Source organism: Butyrivibrio sp. VCD2006, from assembly GCF_000423925.1.
Taxonomy (GTDB): domain Bacteria; phylum Bacillota; class Clostridia; order Lachnospirales; family Lachnospiraceae; genus Butyrivibrio.
The window spans coordinates 145,190-162,875 of record NZ_AUIX01000001.1 but is presented as its reverse complement, the minus strand read 5'-3'; the positions used below and the strand labels follow the sequence as shown (position 1 = coordinate 162,875).

15 protein-coding genes are annotated in these 17,686 nt (G+C 42.1%); 11 read left to right on the top strand and 4 right to left on the bottom strand.

Features of this window, described 5'->3' with window-relative positions; genetic code table 11:
• The first annotated feature begins 137 nt into the window (after nucleotides 1–137).
• From G586_RS0100700 to G586_RS0100680, 5 genes are all read left to right on the top strand, one after another.
• Nucleotides 138–2,435, top strand: a complete 2,298-nt coding sequence (locus tag G586_RS0100700; protein ID WP_026526144.1) for a hydratase — start codon at nucleotides 138–140, stop codon at nucleotides 2,433–2,435.
• Complete coding sequence (locus G586_RS24410; protein ID WP_026526143.1) at nucleotides 2,435–3,979, top strand: glycoside hydrolase family 9 protein; 1,545 nt, start codon at nucleotides 2,435–2,437, stop codon at nucleotides 3,977–3,979. The genes G586_RS0100700 and G586_RS24410 overlap by 1 nt, the downstream gene beginning before the upstream one ends.
• A gap of 3 nt (nucleotides 3,980–3,982) precedes the next feature.
• Entirely contained in the window at nucleotides 3,983–4,771 is a 789-nt protein-coding gene (locus tag G586_RS0100690) for an alpha/beta fold hydrolase (RefSeq protein ID WP_026526142.1), read from the top strand.
• Nucleotides 4,772–5,001: 230 nt separating this feature from the next.
• Complete coding sequence (locus tag G586_RS0100685; protein ID WP_035772013.1) at nucleotides 5,002–6,660, top strand: Mur ligase family protein; 1,659 nt, start codon at nucleotides 5,002–5,004, stop codon at nucleotides 6,658–6,660.
• Nucleotides 6,661–6,734: 74 nt separating this feature from the next.
• The gene (locus G586_RS0100680; RefSeq protein ID WP_026526140.1) at nucleotides 6,735–7,949 is read left to right on the top strand and encodes a D-alanine--D-alanine ligase family protein; all 1,215 of its coding nucleotides are present in this window, start codon (nucleotides 6,735–6,737) and stop codon (nucleotides 7,947–7,949) included.
• An 18-nt stretch (nucleotides 7,950–7,967) separates the two neighbouring features.
• Here G586_RS0100680 and G586_RS0100675 read toward each other — a convergent pair whose 3' ends face one another.
• Nucleotides 7,968–8,699, bottom strand: a complete 732-nt coding sequence (locus G586_RS0100675; protein WP_026526139.1) for a lysophospholipid acyltransferase family protein — start codon at nucleotides 8,697–8,699, stop codon at nucleotides 7,968–7,970.
• 56 nt (nucleotides 8,700–8,755) lie between these two features.
• Between G586_RS0100675 and G586_RS0100670 the strand changes: the two genes are divergently transcribed.
• The 3 genes from G586_RS0100670 to G586_RS0100660 are packed head-to-tail and all read left to right on the top strand — an operon-like array spanning nucleotide 8,756 to nucleotide 11,893.
• Nucleotides 8,756–10,123 (top strand): dihydroorotase, encoded by a 1,368-nt coding sequence (locus G586_RS0100670; protein WP_026526138.1) that lies wholly within the window; start codon nucleotides 8,756–8,758, stop codon nucleotides 10,121–10,123.
• Nucleotides 10,124–10,173: 50 nt separating this feature from the next.
• On the top strand, nucleotides 10,174–10,974 hold the full coding sequence (locus G586_RS0100665) for a dihydroorotate dehydrogenase electron transfer subunit (protein ID WP_026526137.1): 801 nt from the start codon (nucleotides 10,174–10,176) through the stop codon (nucleotides 10,972–10,974).
• 13 nt (nucleotides 10,975–10,987) lie between these two features.
• A complete protein-coding gene (locus tag G586_RS0100660) occupies nucleotides 10,988–11,893 on the top strand; it encodes a dihydroorotate dehydrogenase (protein ID WP_026526136.1) in 906 nt (301 codons plus the stop codon).
• A gap of 23 nt (nucleotides 11,894–11,916) precedes the next feature.
• Here G586_RS0100660 and G586_RS0100655 read toward each other — a convergent pair whose 3' ends face one another.
• Nucleotides 11,917–12,369, bottom strand: a complete 453-nt coding sequence (locus G586_RS0100655) for a DUF1934 domain-containing protein (protein WP_026526135.1) — start codon at nucleotides 12,367–12,369, stop codon at nucleotides 11,917–11,919.
• 20 nt (nucleotides 12,370–12,389) lie between these two features.
• The gene (gene ispE, locus G586_RS0100650) at nucleotides 12,390–13,265 is read right to left on the bottom strand and encodes a 4-(cytidine 5'-diphospho)-2-C-methyl-D-erythritol kinase (protein WP_242831946.1); all 876 of its coding nucleotides are present in this window, start codon (nucleotides 13,263–13,265) and stop codon (nucleotides 12,390–12,392) included.
• Nucleotides 13,266–13,550: 285 nt separating this feature from the next.
• Here ispE and G586_RS0100645 point away from each other — a divergent pair, with 285 nt between their 5' ends.
• Nucleotides 13,551–14,198 (top strand): hypothetical protein, encoded by a 648-nt coding sequence (locus tag G586_RS0100645; protein WP_026526133.1) that lies wholly within the window; start codon nucleotides 13,551–13,553, stop codon nucleotides 14,196–14,198.
• 81 nt (nucleotides 14,199–14,279) lie between these two features.
• On the opposite strand, the gene G586_RS0100640 is transcribed toward G586_RS0100645, so the two are convergent.
• The gene (locus G586_RS0100640; RefSeq protein WP_026526132.1) at nucleotides 14,280–14,756 is read right to left on the bottom strand and encodes a hypothetical protein; all 477 of its coding nucleotides are present in this window, start codon (nucleotides 14,754–14,756) and stop codon (nucleotides 14,280–14,282) included.
• A gap of 172 nt (nucleotides 14,757–14,928) precedes the next feature.
• Here G586_RS0100640 and tig point away from each other — a divergent pair, with 172 nt between their 5' ends.
• Nucleotides 14,929–16,128 (top strand): trigger factor, encoded by a 1,200-nt coding sequence (gene tig, locus G586_RS0100635; protein ID WP_026526131.1) that lies wholly within the window; start codon nucleotides 14,929–14,931, stop codon nucleotides 16,126–16,128.
• A gap of 32 nt (nucleotides 16,129–16,160) precedes the next feature.
• Nucleotides 16,161–17,552 (top strand): asparagine--tRNA ligase, encoded by a 1,392-nt coding sequence (gene asnS, locus G586_RS0100630; RefSeq protein WP_026526130.1) that lies wholly within the window; start codon nucleotides 16,161–16,163, stop codon nucleotides 17,550–17,552.
• Nucleotides 17,553–17,686 lie beyond the last annotated feature (134 nt).

Below are 17,686 nucleotides of genomic sequence, written 5' to 3'. Positions count from 1 at the left end.
TGGCTGTTTTCAGTCAACCGGTTTTTCTATGTGCGCGATTAAATAGCAATTATTTATACACAAAAGGTGCATAATAGTGGTACAATGGTTCAAAATCTAAGCGACTAGGTATATAAATAGGAAAGGTAGGAATGGGAATGATCAAGACATACGACGGCGGTGCCTATCTGGTAGGTGGCACGGAACTTATTGCAGATGACGCTAATGCTTTAAAAAGCATTGAGGCGAAAATAGGTAAAGTAGTAGACAAAGCTGAAGCAAAGAAAAATACTATTGCTTACGACATACTAAGTAATCACAATACATCAGGTAACATGGATAAGCTTGAGATCAAGTTTGACAAGCTTACCAGTCACGACATTACTTATGTAGGAATTATTCAGACAGCTCGAGCATCAGGACTTGAAAAGTTTCCTATTCCGTATGTACTTACTAACTGTCACAATTCTCTTTGTGCGGTTGGCGGTACAATAAATGAAGATGATCATATGTATGGTCTCACAGCCGCTCAGAAGTATGGCGGAATTTATGTACCCCCTCATCAGGCGGTAATTCATCAGTTTGCAAGAGAAATGCTTGCAACAGGTGGCGGAATGATTCTTGGATCCGATTCCCACACCAGATACGGTGCACTTGGAACCATGGCTATGGGAGAGGGTGGACCTGAGCTTGTAAAACAGCTCCTTAATCAGACTTATGATATTAACATGCCCGGCGTAGTTGCAATTTATCTTACAGGCGAGCCTATGCATGGTGTTGGCCCTCAGGACGTAGCTCTTGCAATCATCGGCAAGGTATTTGGTGACGGATACGTTAAGAATAAAGTAATGGAGTTCGTAGGACCCGGTGTTGCATCTCTTTCAGCTGATTTCCGTATCGGCATCGATGTAATGACTACCGAGACCACATGCCTGTCCTCAATCTGGCAGACAGATGATGAGATAAAGAGCTTCTATGAGACTCATGGAAGAGGCGGAGATTACAAGGAACTTAAGCCCGGTGATGTGGCTTATTACGATGGCGTGGTTGAGGTTGACCTCAGCACAGTTAAGCCTATGATTGCTATGCCGTTCCATCCCAGCAACACGTATGAGATCGAAGAGGTTAATGCAAACCTTTCCGATATCATTGCTGATGTTGAGAAGCGTGCGAAGGTAAGCTTTGGCGATAAGATTGCTTATTCTCTTCAGGATAAGATCAAGAATGGCAAGTTCATGGTAGATCAAGGTGTTATCGCTGGCTGCGCAGGCGGTGGTTTCGAAAATATCTGTGCTGCTGCTGATATTCTTGAAGGCAGATTTACTGGTAACGATAGATTCACTCTTAGTGTTTACCCTGCATCAACACCGATTTTCATGGAAATTGTTAAAAATGGTGTTGCTGCAAAGATTCTTGAGACAGGAGCAATCTTAAAGACAGCATTCTGCGGACCCTGCTTTGGTGCGGGAGATACACCTGCAAATAATGCATTCAGTATCAGACACTCCACGAGAAACTTCCCTAACAGAGAAGGTTCTAAGGTTCAGAGTGGTCAGATTGCATCCGTTGCACTTATGGATGCGAGATCAATTGCTGCAACAGCAGCAAATCAGGGCGTTCTTACACCTGCTACTGAATTTGACGGTAAATTCAATAAGTACACATATCACTTTGATAAGGAAATATATGCAAACCGCGTATTTGATTCAAAGGGAAAAGCTGATGACAGCGTAGAGCTTCAGTTTGGTCCTAACATCAAGGATTGGCCGAAGATGACAGAGCTTACTGAAAACGTACTTCTCCGTGTTGTTTCCGAGATTCATGATCCGGTTACAACAACTGATGAGCTTATTCCTTCAGGTGAGACAAGCTCCTACAGATCCAATCCTCAGGGACTTGCTGAGTTCACACTTTCAAGAAAAGATCCTGAGTATGTTGGAAGAGCTAAGGCGGTTTATGCTGATGAGTTAAAGAGACGCGAGGATGCTTCACTTGATAACATGAGTGCTGAGACAGCAGATGCAGTTAAGGCTATTTCAGAGAAATTCCCTGAAGTAACAGCAGCTAATACAGGAATCGGTTCAACTATTTTCGCAGTTAAGCCCGGTGACGGATCTGCCAGAGAGCAGGCTGCTTCCTGTCAGAAGGTTCTTGGCGGTTGGGCTAATATTGCTAACGAGTATGCAACAAAGCGTTATCGCTCAAATCTTATCAACTGGGGTATGCTGCCGCTTCTTATTAAGGAAGGAGATCTTCCGTTTAAGAATCTGGACTATGTATTCCTTCCGGGTATCAGAAAGGCAGTTGAGGATAAGGCTGATACAATAAAGGCAGTTGCTGTTTCCGAAGGAAAGCTTACTGAGTTCACCATGACACTTGGTGATCTTACAGATAATGAGAGAGAGATAATTTTAGACGGATGTCTTATCAACTATAACCGTGCAGGAAAGAAATAATGATTTGTTTTAGACGGCTTACCGCGTTATCCCTGGCTGCTTTTGTGGCAGCTTTTGGGGTAGGCTGCGGGAGTAATCAAAATATAAATACTGTAAAACCGGAGCAGGAGACGCAATGGAGCGAGCCTGCTCCAAATGTCGTATATGATGTTCCTGTAGTAATTCCCAGTGCTTTTGTGGACCAAAACGGATATAGAACAGGAGCCGAGAAGGCGGTCATTTTCAAAGGAAGTGATCTCCCGGATGTTTTTTATGTTTACGATCTGGAGAACAATGAGCTTGCCTACACAGGCCAGATGCGTACCACCGGTCAGGCAGAAGACGGTGATGAGATAAAAGAAGGCTATTTCACCGATCTGGTTCAAGATGGGGATTATTATATTTATGCTGATAAAATAGGAAGCTCCTATGCATTCAGAATAAAGAACGAGCTTTATGATGATATTTTCAGCGAGGCATTAAAGATCTATTACCGGAACAGGTGCGGAATGACGCTTTCCGAGGATTTTGCGGGTGAGGATGCTCATGCTGCATGTCATACGGGTGAAGCACACCTTCAGGAGGATCCTTCAAAGACCCTGGATGTATCCGGAGGCTGGCATCTTAATTCAGAGGCTGACAGAGAAGTTTCACTTGGATGTAAGATAGCGCAGAACCTTCTTCTTGCATATGAGATGAATTCTGAATCCATCACCGATGACATCGGAATACCGGAAAGTGGCAATGGAATACCGGATATTCTCGATGAGGTAAAATATGAGATAGAATGGCTCATGAAGATGCAGGATGAGCGTACTGGAGGTGTGTACGGATCTGCTCTTACCGCGAGGGATGGCACTGGGGATCTGATGCAGGCTCAGATTGAGGTAACACCTATTACAATGGATGCAACAATCAAATTTGCTACGCTGCTTGCTGAATTCAGTTTTCTCTATCAGAGCTATGATGCCGATTTTGCAACAAAGTGTCTTAAGTCTGCAGATAGAGCCTACAGCTTATATGCCGGTACTGAAAATGTAAATGAAAACCCGGAGGCATTTTATGCTGCGGCCGAGCTTTACAGGGCTACAGGCAATACGGACTATGAGAGAGTACTAACATCGTATTTTGAGAACGGAAAATATACTTCTATGTTTGATGAAAATGAAGATATTTTTCTTGGATGTATTACATATATCTCAACTAACCAGAAGGTGAATGTGGATGTTTGCTCAAAGATAATGAAGCTTCTTATGAGTAAGACGACCAAAATAACGGAAGCCGCAAGAAAAGCGCCCTTCATGGTTACAAGCAGTGATAACGCCCAACTTCTTGATGATATGAGAACAGTAACAATTACTGATCATATAATATATAATTATGAATATACTACAATAATTGAGAATCATGCCCATTACCTTATGGGACGTAATCCTGAAGCTGTTAACTATGTGACCGACTCCACGGAGCGCACATATCTTAATACAGATGAAGGAACCGGAATCATGAATCAGCCGCTGCTTAATGCAAAGTTTATTTTTATGCTGAGTGTTATTAAGGAATAATTTATGAATATTGATATAGATGGTCTTAAAATAAATTATCGTGATGAGGGCGAAGGTCCGCTTCTTATTCTTCTCCACGGATGGGGATCAAATGTTGATCTCTTTGATGGGATTTTTAAATTTGCTTCTAAGAAATACCATGTGGTGGGAATGGATATGCCCGGCTTTGGAAAAAGCGATGAACCCAAAGAACCATGGGAAGTCAGCGATTTCGTGGAATTTGTAATCAAGTTCGTAAAGAAGCTTTTTCCCGATGAGAAGGAAATAATGTTTCTTGGACACTCGATGGGTGGCCGCGTCATTATAAAAATGATAGGCACAAAGAGTGAAGAAGAACTCGGATTTAAAATTCCAAGAGTAATTCTGACTGACAGCGCAGGAATCAAACCTGTTCCTTCAGGTAAACAGTCAAGTAAGACAAAGAGATACAAATTTTGTAAAAATGTTCTGATAAAGACCGGAATAGCAAAAATGTTCCCGGATACTCTGGAGAATCTAAAGAAGAAATTCGGATCGGCTGACTATGCAGCTGCATCACCGGTTATGAGAAACTGCCTTGTTAAAGTGGTCAATGAGGACCTTGCGCCGTATATGCCTAAGGTGACAATGCCTGCTCTTCTAATATGGGGAGACCAGGATACAGCTACTCCACTTTCCAACGGGCAGCAGATGGAAAAGCTAATGCCTGAGGCCGGCCTGGCAGTAATTCCCGGGGCAGGACACTACTCCTTCCTGGATAATCAGTATATGTTTAACAAAATTTTGGGAAGCTTCCTCAAGATAGACTTTTGATCAAGATAGACTTATTAAGGTAGTTTTTGATTAAGTAGGCTTATAAGGTGATTTATTGATTAAGTAGTCTTATTAAGTAGGCTTATAAGGTGATTTATTGATTAAGTAGTCTTATAATGATAGATTTTTGATTGGAATAGACATCAAAAAAGCTGAGTTGTAGACAAAATAATAAAGCCTTCTCCCTAAAAGGGAGAAGGTGTCAGCGAAGCTGACGGATGAGGGTGTTTATGAATATTATATTGATAGTTCTTTATGCCATAGCATATATTGTAGCAACCATTCTGGGTCTTAGATACTACACCCATATGTTGCAGCTTTCTTCATACCAGTTTCAGGGATATTTCAGGTTCCTTAGGTCAAAGCCCCACAGATACGGACTTCATGTGGGCTTTTTATGTGTAACGATCATATCCGGGTCACTTGGAATCAATAAGCTTGGAAGGGCCTTCAGATTTCTTTCATTACTGTTTTTGATTTTTCTTATTTTCCAATATATTCCGAAGCCTGCGAAGAAGAAATTTGTAGTGACAAAGAGAGTGCAGCGACTTTTTATAACATATGCCGTGCTGTTTTTGATACTTGGAGCAGTTGCAGGATTCTTGTATCTTTCAGGTAATACAGCTATATCATCTGTATTTATAGCAACTTCCAATAATGTCTCCAACTTTACCATGGAGGGCAATGGAAAAAGAGTTACAGCAGCCGTAATTGTGGCTGTTTTCATGGGATTGTTGCCACTTTTTATAGCTCTTGGCAATCTGATCAATTTACCCATTGAGAAAAAGGTTAATGACTGGTTTATTCATGATGCGCAGAGAATGCTTGCTGAGCATCCCGGACTCAGAATAATCGGTATCACCGGAAGCTACGGTAAGACAAGCGTTAAATATTATCTCTGGACACTGCTTTCGGAAGGATTCAGAGTTCTCATGACTCCTGAGAGCTTTAATACACCTATGGGAGTTGTTCGAACAATACGTGAGCAGCTTACACCCATGCATGAGATTTTTATCTGCGAGATGGGAGCAAGACATGTCCATGATATCAAGGAAATAACGGACATTGTTCATCCCGATGATGGAATACTGACATCTATAGGACCTCAGCACCTTGAGACCTTTCATTCTATAGTAAATATCATAGATACAAAGTACGAGCTCTTTGATGCAGTGCAGGAAAAGAGCAGCAAGGGTCTAAAGTTTGCTAACGGAGATAATGAAATAATCAGAAGTAACATGCGCCATAACAATGTGGTTCTCTATGGTGTGAGCAAGGGATGTGACTACAGAGCAACAGATGTTAAGTACTCATCTGATGGAGCAACCTTCACTGTTACTGCACCTGATGGAGAATCTGCAGAGTTTAACATGAAGCTTCTTGGTGAGCACAATGTGACAAATGTCGTTGGTGCTATTGCCATGGCTCATACAATGGGTATTCCCATGAGTAAGCTTAAGATGGCTGTTCGAAGGATTACCCCTGCTCCTCACAGACAGGAGCTTATAAAGCACGGAAATGTATCTATAATCGACGATGCTTACAATTCGAATCCTATGGGTGCCAAGATGGCACTTGATACCCTTTCCAAATTCGAGGATAGTGTAAGAATTCTGGTAACTCCGGGAATGGTTGAGCTTGGAGATAAGGAAGCTGAGTACAACAAGGAGTTTGGAAAACAAGCCGCTGACGCAGCTGATTATATAATCCTTGTGGGTGCAGAGCATGTAAAGCCTATAAAAGAAGGTGCACTTGAGGCCGGATTCCCTGAGGATAAGCTTTTTGTTAAGGCCACGCTAAAAGAGGCGACTGATCTTATGTATGAGCTTGATGCCGGTAAACCCAAGGTAATTCTTTTGGAGAACGACCTTCCGGATAATTACACCTGAGACGATTTGCAATATTTTTTTTAGCCTTTATAATGATTTAGTGTTATTAATGGTTTTTGAAAGGAAGTGTTATTTTGAAGTTAAAACTTGCAGTCCTTTTTGGCGGTAAAAGTACAGAGCATGAGATCTCAATCATCTCTGCAATTCAGGCAATCGGATATATAAATAGAGATAAATATGATGTTATTCCTGTGTACATGACCAAGGATAATGATTTTTATGTCGGCGAAGATATAGACAAAATCGAAGAGTACACACACATTCCCGATCTTCTTAAAAAGAGCACCAAGGTCGTATGGATTAAGGATGGTAACAAGATAAACCTTGTCCGCTATCCTATGAAAAAGTTTGGTAACAACGTTATTACCAGCGTTGATATCGCGTTCCCCATTGTACATGGAACAAACGTCGAGGATGGTGTTCTCACAGGATTTTTGCAGACACTTGGACTTCCTGTTGTTGGATGTGATGTTCTTTCATCCGCAGTCGGAATGAATAAATATGTGATGAAAACAGTTCTTAAGGACAACGGAATTTCAGTGCTTGACTGTAAGTGCTATACATGGACTGATTACGAGGACGCAGAAGCTCTCATGAACAAGATAGAGGGCGTTTTCGAGTATCCCGTTATCGTAAAGCCCATTAACCTTGGCTCAAGTATCGGTATTTCAAAAGCCGGAAGCAGAGAGGAGCTTTCAGAGGCTCTTGAACTTGCTTTTGAGTTTTCAAGAAAGATACTTGTTGAGCCTGCTATTGTTAAGCTCAAGGAAATTAACTGTTCAGTACTTGGCGATTACGAGGAGGCAGAGGCTTCCGAGTGCGAAGAGCCTATTAACTCTGATGAGATCCTTTCATTTGAGGATAAGTACATCGGAGGCTCCGGTGCAAAGGGAGCAAAGAGCGGCGGCGCTAAGACAGGCGGTTCAAAAGGAATGGCTTCTCTTAAGAGAAAGATTCCTGCTGATATTACAGATGAGCAGAGAAGTGAAGTCCGCAAGATGGCAGTAGATGCATTTAAATGCCTTGGCTGCAGCGGAGTATCAAGAATAGATTTCATGCTTGATGAAGAGACCGGAAAGATCTACTTGAACGAGATCAATACAATTCCAGGTTCATTGTCATTTTATCTTTGGGAGCCTCTTGGAAAGAAGTATTCACAGCTCCTTGATGACATGATCGAGATAGCTATAAAACAGGATAGAGAGAATCATAAGCTGGTATTCTCGTTTGAGACTAACGTTCTTGAGGGCGTTAAGCTTGGCGGAGGATCAAAGGGCAGCAAGATGTGATTAATAAAAAATAAGGCGTTATACAAGCGCCTTATTTTTTTCATATGTTTCTTTAATTATGTTATAGCAGTAGGTTTCAATATTCTTTTTGTCCTCGGGATCGAGCTGGTCGAGATATATGGGCTTTCCATATTCCAGGATGACATGTGCTTTTCTTAAAAACGGCAGGTGATCCTCGAAAACAGCATTTGAATTGTTGATAGTCATTGGAACTATCGGGCAACCGGTTTTCTGAGCAATCTTGAAGCTTCCCTTATGGAAAGGTAACATCTCATCGGAACTATTACGGGTTCCTTCTGGATATATGGTAATGGATATACCATTTTTCACCTTATCTATTGCTGAGAGAATAACCTCAAGTCCCTGTCTTATGTCAGATCTGTCGAGGAACAGGCAATCCATGTTGCGCATCCACTGAGATAAAATCGGAACCTTCAGGATTTCCTTCTTGGCGATATAGCCGGTGATTCTTGGAACTCTTGAGTAACTTAGAACAATATCAAAATAACTTCTGTGGTTACCTACATATAATACTGCCTGGTCCTTGGGAACATTTTCCTCGCCGATTACTGTGGCCTTGGCTCCCGAGAGAAAAGCGACACATCTGAATGCCCAGCTGACTATTCTGAGTGATGCGACTTTCTTGGCATTCATGTTGAACTTGCCAACGATCCATAGCACCAAATGCATGAAAATACTGCAAATAAAAAAGATGGTTAAAAACAATAGAACTAAAATAAAACGTATCATAAAAACTCTCCGATTAGTGTATAGTATAGATATTATATCATAGTAAAGGAAAAAACATGATTCTTATTAAAAATGGCAGGCTAATTGATCCTGCAACCGGTACAGATGCCTATAGAGACATACTTGTTCATGATGGCAGAATTGTGAAAATCGGTTTTTGCGGAACTCTTGAAGACATGGCTTCTGAGGCACTTTCATATTTTGGAGGTGAGCTTAAGGAAATAGATGCGGGCGGCATGATAGTTGCTCCCGGGCTTGTTGATGCTCATGTTCATTTCAGAGATCCGGGATTTACCGATAAAGAGGATATTTTCACAGGAGCTGAGGCCGCAAAGCGTGGAGGCTTTACCTGCGTTGTCATGATGGGCAATACAGAGCCGCACATGGACAATCCTGAGACAATCAGATATGCACTTGAAAAGGGTGCAAAGACAGGAATCCGTGTATTTACCTGTGCAAACATTACGAAGGATATGCAGGGAAAAGAGCTGACTGACATGGAAGAACTCCTTAAAGAAGGGGCAGTTCTTTTTACTGATGACGGAAAGCCTATTACTGATGAGAAACTAATGCGTGCTGCCTGTGAAAAAGCGGCAAGCTTAAACAAGGTGCTTAGCTTGCATGAAGAGAACCCTTCATTTATTACCGAGAATGGCATAAATGCAGGGGAAGCAGCTGCAAATATGGGACTTACGGGATCTCCCAGAGATGCAGAGATATCCATGGTAAAGAGGGATATTGAGATTGCAAATGAAACAGGCGCTCATATTACGATTCAACATATAAGCACAAAGGAAGCTGTTGAAATGGTAAGAGAGGCCAGAAAGGCCAATCCAAGAATTCATGCGGAAGCTACGCCTCACCATTTTACACTTACAGATGATGCGGTGAGAGTGCATGGAACTATGGCAAAAATGAATCCGCCGCTTCGAAAGGAAGAGGACAGACTTGCTATTATAAATGGAATTGCCGATGGCACGATAGAGACAATCGCTACAGACCATGCACCGCATACAAAGGCAGAAAAGGAGCAGGAGTTTTCAAAGGCACCGAGCGGAATCATTGGCTTGGAGACATCGCTGGGGCTTGGTATCAGGGAGCTTGTGCAAAAGGGGCACATGGATTTGATAACGCTTCTTTCAAGGATGACATATCAGCCTGCGGATATTTACGGTCTTACCATGCTGATGCCTGCTTTAGAGCCGGAAGCTGATGGACAGATTGTTTTTGAGCAGCATCGCCTGGGAAGAATATATGAAGGCGGACCTGCAGATATGGTTATTTTCTCGGAAAATGAGAACTGGATAGTTCCGGAGAAATATGCGTCAAAGGCTTCAAATTCGCCATTTACTGGCGAAGAACTGCCCGGAAAGATTTATTTCACAATCTGCGGCGGTGAGGTTTTTGGTGAAAGTGAGAACTGACAGGTTATCTGTTTTTAATATGTTACTTAATAAGCTTATGGAGGATAGAAATGCCCAAAAAGAAGAAAATTGAAGCAACAGTACTGTCACAAAGAGTCCTGGCAGATGGAATCATGGATTTATTGCTTGAAACGAGTCTTGCTGAGGATGCAGGTCCCGGCCAGTTTATTGGAGTATATCCTAAGAATAAGTCAACACTTCTTCCCAGACCTATAAGTATCTGTGGATATGACAGGGAAAATCAGACACTTAGAATTGTATATAGGATTGCGGGAAGCGGAACAGCAGAATTCGCACTTTATCAGCCCTCCGAGATAGTAAATATTCTTGGAATTCTTGGAAATGGATTTCCTATTGATAAGGCTGCGGGAAAGAACATCCTAATAATTGGAGGAGGAATCGGTGTACCGCCTCTTCTGGGACTTGCAAAGGCTCTTAAGGATGAAAATGGAGATAGCGAGCCTACATCCGTGACAATGGTAATGGGATATAGAAACGCAGATACATTCCTTGCTGACGAGTTTAAAGAATATGGAAAGCTCCTTATTGCAACAGAGGACGGAAGCGTAGGAACAAAGGGCAATGTTATCGACGCCTGCAAAGAGAATGGCGTGAAGGCAGATGTAATCTATGCCTGCGGACCGATGCCCATGCTTCGCGGAGTTGCAGCATATGCAAAGGAAACCGGTGCGAAGGCATATATCAGTCTTGAGGAGCGCATGGCCTGTGGAGTAGGTGCGTGCCTTGGCTGCATTTGCAAGACAAAGAACGTGGATGAGCATTCTCATGTAAATAATGCCCGCATCTGTACTGACGGACCTGTATTTGATGCAGATGAGCTTGAACTTTGAGAGGAGACCTTTAATGAATACATCAGTAACAATTGCAGGAGTGACCTTTAAAAATCCGGTTATGACTGCTTCAGGAACCTTTGGTTCCGGTATGGAATATTCCGAATTTGTGGATCTTAACAGACTTGGCGCAGTAGTTACCAAAGGCGTAGCCAATGTGCCATGGCCGGGAAATCCGACTCCAAGAGTTGCGGAAGTTTACGGAGGAATGCTTAATGCCATTGGCCTTCAGAATCCGGGCGTTGATGTGATGATCGAGAGGGATCTGCCTTTTCTTAAGGATTTTGATACAAAGGTAATAGTAAATGTCTGCGGAAAAAGTACACAGGATTATGTAGACGTGGTGGAGAGACTTGCTGATCAGGATAGTGTTCATATGCTTGAGATAAATGTATCCTGCCCCAATGTTAAGGAGGGAGGAATAGCCTTCGGCCAGAATCCTGATGCTTTATTTGAGATAACAAAAGAGATAAAAAAGCATGCTAAGCAACCGATCATCATGAAGCTGAGCCCCAATGTCACAAGTATTTCCGAGATGGCAAAGGCAGCCGAGGCAGCAGGCTCAGATGCGATATCACTTATAAATACTATCACTGGTATGAAAATTGATATTTACAGAAAGACTTTTGCTATTGCAAACAAAACCGGAGGGCTTTCAGGTCCTGCTATAAAACCTGTGGCAGTACGCATGGTATATGAAGCCTCTAACGCGGTTAAGATTCCTGTTATTGGAATGGGAGGAATTGCAACAGCAGAAGATGCCATAGAGTTCATGCTTGCCGGAGCATCTGCCATAGCTGTTGGAGCAATGAATTTCCATGATCCTTATGCAACTATAAATGTGATCGAGGGTATCGAGAGATACATGCAGGAGCAGGGCGTTTCTGATATTAATGAAATAATCGGCGCTGTGAAATAAGTTTCACAACGCCGGATAAAGATTTACATATTTGAATTTGGGACGAATGATATTCTGACCTTTGAATCCGAAAGCTTGTCACCGTTCATTTGCAATTCATATTGCACGTGAGCGGTGATTTTTTTAGGGTTTTCTTCGATCATAAGAGATCTGGTTATGGCTGTCATTTTCATCAAGCCGTAGGGAGTGTTGTAATCAGTATTCCAGGTTTTGGCAAGAGAAAAATGAAGGTCAGAGGTCACAGCTCCAGTCTGAGCCATGCGCAGAAATCCTTCACCGATCTCCAGCCTGTGAGTTGTCGAAGTTGGTGCCTTGTCTGAAGGATCTGCGACAGATTCAATCGAAGAAGCTTCTGCGTATGTGATTATGTAGGTAGTTCCTTCGCGCTCACAATAGGCTGTAAATTCCTGCTTAATTATCTCAGGCTTCCCATCTCCGTGATCATGAGATCCGATAATTTTAAGTGTTCCATTCATAAATTAACCGCCGTTCTTAATTATTTTGCCGGATTAATAGGGCTTGTAATAAATAATTCGGGTGCTATACCTCTGCTGCGAAGCTCCTTTACTGCGTTTTCAGCGCTTGTGAGGTTTTTGTTCTCGAAAATGCCAAATACTGTAGGGCCGCTACCGCTCATGCGGGCTCCCATAGCTCCGTTTGCAAGAAGAATCTGTCTGATCTCCTCTATTACCGGATATTTTCCTGCAGTTATAGGTTCAAGAACATTGCCAAGGCGCTCGGTTATGCCTGATAGATCACCTGCCTCGATTGCGGATCTGATACCGTCGATATCGGGGTGATTTTCAATTGGTGCAGAATCCAGGGTTGTATACGCCCATGCAGTTGATACATCCAAAAGCGGCTTTGCAATTACGATATGACAGGAGGGCATGTCGCAAAGAGCAGTCAGCTCCTCGCCGATGCCTTCTGAAAGCGCTGTGCCACCTTTAATGCAATAAGGTATATCCGCACCCTTTTTTACTGCAAGTTCACATAAATCATCGGTTCCAAGGCCGAGCTTCCATAACTCGTTAAGAGCAATGTAAGTGGCTGCTGCATCCGTGCTACCGCCTGCCATTCCTGCAGCCATGGGGATATGCTTATTAAGGCGGATAGTTACTCCTTTGTCCTCTACGTGACAATGTGAGCGGAGCTGATCAGCCGCCTTCCAAATGAGATTATGCTCATCCGTTGGAATTCGAGGATCAGAAGTTTCCATAACAATTTTATTATCATCTCTGTTTTCAAAACTCAGTTCATCAAACAGGTCTATGCTTTGCATGATCATTCGTACAAGATGGTAGCCGTCATCGCGTCTTCCGATGACATCAAGCCCCAGATTGATTTTTGCGTAAGCTTTTTTGTTTATCAATACAGTTTCCTCCATGGTTTTTTCTATAGGACTGTCTGTATCATACCATAAAATGGAAAATGACGGTAATTTGGCGGAAAATCGGGAGTTTATAAATAGTTTATATTTCTACTGAAAACATATTATTGAATGGTAAATTTTATACTTATTTAATTGAAAACAGGCAAGAAAATACTTAAGGTTAAATTGAAAACGGTCGATTAATAAGATAAGAAATACTGTAAGTATGCCTTGGCATACCAGTCGTATCGGCGTCAGATTATTTGGCGTAGAAAAGGAGTTCATATGGGCGTAAACGGAATTACGGGCGTAGACCAGACCACGTATTACGAGCCGACCACGACCGCAAAGGTAGCAGAAGCAACTGAGGATAAAACAGCGAAAAACGCTGAGGCAAAAGATACCAATAAAGCTGCGGTTTATGAGAAGTCGGATAATGTAGCAGCATCTACAACAAATAAGACTTATAAGAAAAACGAAGCAGTTGTAAATATGCTTAAGAATGATCTGGAATCAAGGACAAATCAGCTGAAAGATATTGTTTCCCAGATGATTTCAAAACAGGGAAATGCTATAGGACAGGCTGATGATATCTGGTCCTTCCTTGCAAGCGGCAACTATACCGTTGATGAGGCTGCAAAGGTAAAAGCTCAGGAAGAGATATCTGAAGATGGCTATTGGGGCGTTAAGCAGACATCTCAGCGTATTTTGGATTTTGCAAATGCACTGACAGGCGGAGATCCGAGCCAGATTGAGAAAATGCGCGATGCATTTAAGAAAGGCTTCGATGAAGCTACTAAGGCATGGGGCAAAGAATTACCTGATATTTCAAAGCAGACATATGATGCAGTTATGAAGGGCTTTGATGAAATGGCTGAGAAGAACAAGACAGAAACTGCTGAAGCAGCAGACACCGGAGAGATTGAAGCATAAAAACTTAATAATTTTGAGCATAGAAAAAGCTTCCCGATTTTGGGAAGCTTTTTATTTTATACAATAATTATAAACTACGTATTATTTAACCTGAGTTGCTCCTGCCTTCTCCTGAGCCTTAGCGATAAGATCCTTCCAGAAGCCCTTCTTTTTCTCTTCCTTCTGAACGTTGCCGCCTCTGATACCCTTGACAGAAATAACATAGATTCCGCTTACATCAGCTTTAACTTCCTTTTTAACAGGAACAGAATCAAAAATCTTCTCGTCACAAACAAGGTTCATGATCTGAGGACCAATTTTAACCTTAAGGATCGGGAGCTTTGATCTGCGAAGTAACTTGGGAGTGTTCTCCAAAACTGCTGAGGGAAGACCTGCTTCATTGATCTTCATGCGCTTTTTATCAATGACGAGCATTGAAATGCTCTGCTTCATGGACTCCATCTGAGCCTGTTGCTCTTCCTGACGCTTCTGTGCTCTCTTGCCCAGAATAGTGAGGACAACAAGACCTATGATTAGAATAACTATAATAACTAATAATACGATTAATACCGGACTCAAAACATTCCTCCAAACTATACAAAAAAACTTATTACTACAATTGGCGAATAATTATCGCGCAAAATGTATTTTAACATTGAATGGTTTCATAGGCAACAAAATACTTTTATATAAGTAGAAACTGTGCTAGTATTAAAAAAGTTTTATTTTTGTATTTAAGGAGTAATTATTTATGAAAAAATTAGTGTCAGTTATGATGGCTGCAGTAATTGCGGCAGGCGCACTCACCGGTTGCGGTAAGGCTGCCAAGAATGCCGATGTAGCCTACCTTAAAGATATGAATTTATCAGACTATGTAACACTCGGTGATTATAAAGGAGTATCTGTAGAAGTAGCTTCACCTGAGGTTACAGACGAAGAGGTTGAGCAGTACATGCAGTATATCAGCTCATCAATGAAGGCTACTGTTGATGTGACAGACAGAGCAGTTCAGGAAGGTGATACCTGCAATATCGATTATTCAGGTAAAAGAGTTGATACAGGAGAGGTTTTCGAAGGCGGTACTGCTGAAGGATATGATCTTACAATCGGATCACACTCATTTATAGACGGTTTTGAGGATGGTCTTATCGGAGCTGAGATTGGTGAGACAAGAGATTTAAACCTTACATTCCCTGAGAATTACACTGCAGAGCTTGCAGGTGTTGATGTTATCTTCACAGTTAAGGTGAACAGCATCAAAGTTAAGCCTGATCTTGATGACGCATATGCAGCTTCACTTGGTATCGAGAACGTAGCTACACTTGATGATCTTAAGAATTATATCAAGGACAGACTTCTTGAGGAAAAGCAGACAGATTACCAGAATGAAGTAAATAATAAGATTCTTGAGGCTGTTACAGCGAATTGTAAGTTTAATGAGCCCCCTGCAGCTTCACTTGATCGCTTCAAGGGACTTTACACTGAGCAGGCAGACCTTGTAGCTTCTTACTACTCTGCAAATTATGGTACAAGCTATACAACAGATCAGGTTCTTTCAATGCTTATGTCACAGGAAGGCTTTACTGGTGAGCAGGAAGAGTACCTTGCTAACAAGTCAGTTGAACTTGCCAATCAGTTCATCATGCTTGGTGCTATTGCTCAGGCAGAAGGCATTGAGGTCACAGACGATGAGCTTAATGAGAAGCTTAATACCGATATGGCAAATGCCAATGCAACTGCTGAGGAAGGCAAATCAGTAGCAAGTCTTGATGAGTACAAGAAGACAGTTGATGTTGAGAATGTGAAGGAGAATCTCCTTACAAATAAAGTTATAGAGTTCCTTGCTGACAATGCTAATGTTACAGAGCCCACCGGTGATGATGCAGAAGCTACAGACACTGAGGAGTCAGCTGAAACAGAAACAGCAGAGGAAACAGAAAGCGCAGATTGATTCGATTAACGGACAGAGATACGGAGGTATATATGGAACTGACAGATATCAGAGAGCTCTTTGCAGCTCCGGAAAAGTACGCAGACAAAGAAGTTACGGTTGGAGGATGGATCCGTAATATCCGTGATTCTAAGACTATCGGATTTGTTTCATTAAACGACGGTACATATTTTTCACCCCTTCAGGTGGTTTATTCCGACGAGCTTAGTAACTTTACAGAAGTAAGCAAGCTCAACGTAGGTGCGGCTATTATCGCAACAGGTAAGATTGTAATGACTCCCGATGCAAAGCAGCCCTTCGAGATGCAGGCAACAGGTATTGAGATAGAGGGACCTTCAACTCCTGATTATCCGATTCAGCCTAAGCGTCATACACTTGAGTATTTGAGAACACTTCCTCATCTTCGTGCAAGAACAAACACCTTTGAGGCAGTTTTCAGAGTTCGTTCACTTGCTGCATACGCTATTCACTCATTCTTCCAGGAGAGAGGCTTTGTATATGTTCACACACCTCTTATCACAGGAAGTGACTGTGAGGGTGCAGGTGAGATGTTCCAGGTAACAACCTTGGATCTTAACAATGTTCCCAAGACTGAGGACGGAGAGGTTGATTATACTAAGGATTTCTTCGGAAAGCCTGTTAACCTTACTGTTTCAGGACAGCTCAATGTTGAGACTTATGCATTCGCATTCAAGAACGTTTACACATTTGGTCCTACATTCCGTGCAGAGAATTCTAACACAACACGTCATGCAGCTGAGTTCTGGATGATCGAGCCTGAGATGTGCTTTGCAGATCTTAAGGATGACTGTGATTGTGCAGAGGCTATGCTTAAGTATGTTATCAACTATGTACTTGAGAACGCTCCTGCTGAGATGGAGTTCTTTAACACATTTGTAGACAAGGGCCTTATCGATAGACTTAAGAATGTTGCTAACAGTGACTTTGGCAGAATTACTTACACTGAGGCAGTTGAAATTCTTAAGAAGCACAACGACAAGTTTGATTACAAGGTTGAGTGGGGATGTGACCTCCAGACTGAGCATGAGAGATACCTCACTGAGGAAATCTTCAAGAAGCCTGTATTCGTAACTGATTATCCGAAGGAAATCAAGGCTTTCTACATGAAGCTTAACGAGGACGGTAAGACTGTAGCAGCTGCTGACTGTCTTGTACCCGGAATCGGTGAGATTGTCGGTGGTAGCCAGAGAGAGGATGATCTTGAGACTCTTGAGAAGAGAATGGAAGAGCTTGGACTTAAGAAGGAAGATTATCAGTTCTATCTTGACCTTCGTCGTTATGGTTCAGTTCGCCATGCAGGATTTGGACTTGGCTTTGAGCGTTGCGTAATGTACCTCACAGGTATGGGTAACATCCGTGACGTTGAGTCATTCCCTCGTACAGTTGGTAACTGCGAACTTTAATTTATAGTATAGTGATTTTAAAACTGCTGTATTTTCAATGAAAGAAGGAAAATACAGCAGTTTTTTCGTATATATGAAGGGTGTCGGAGTTTTGCATGCACAACCCTATCTTGTTATAATTGTATTAATAAGTT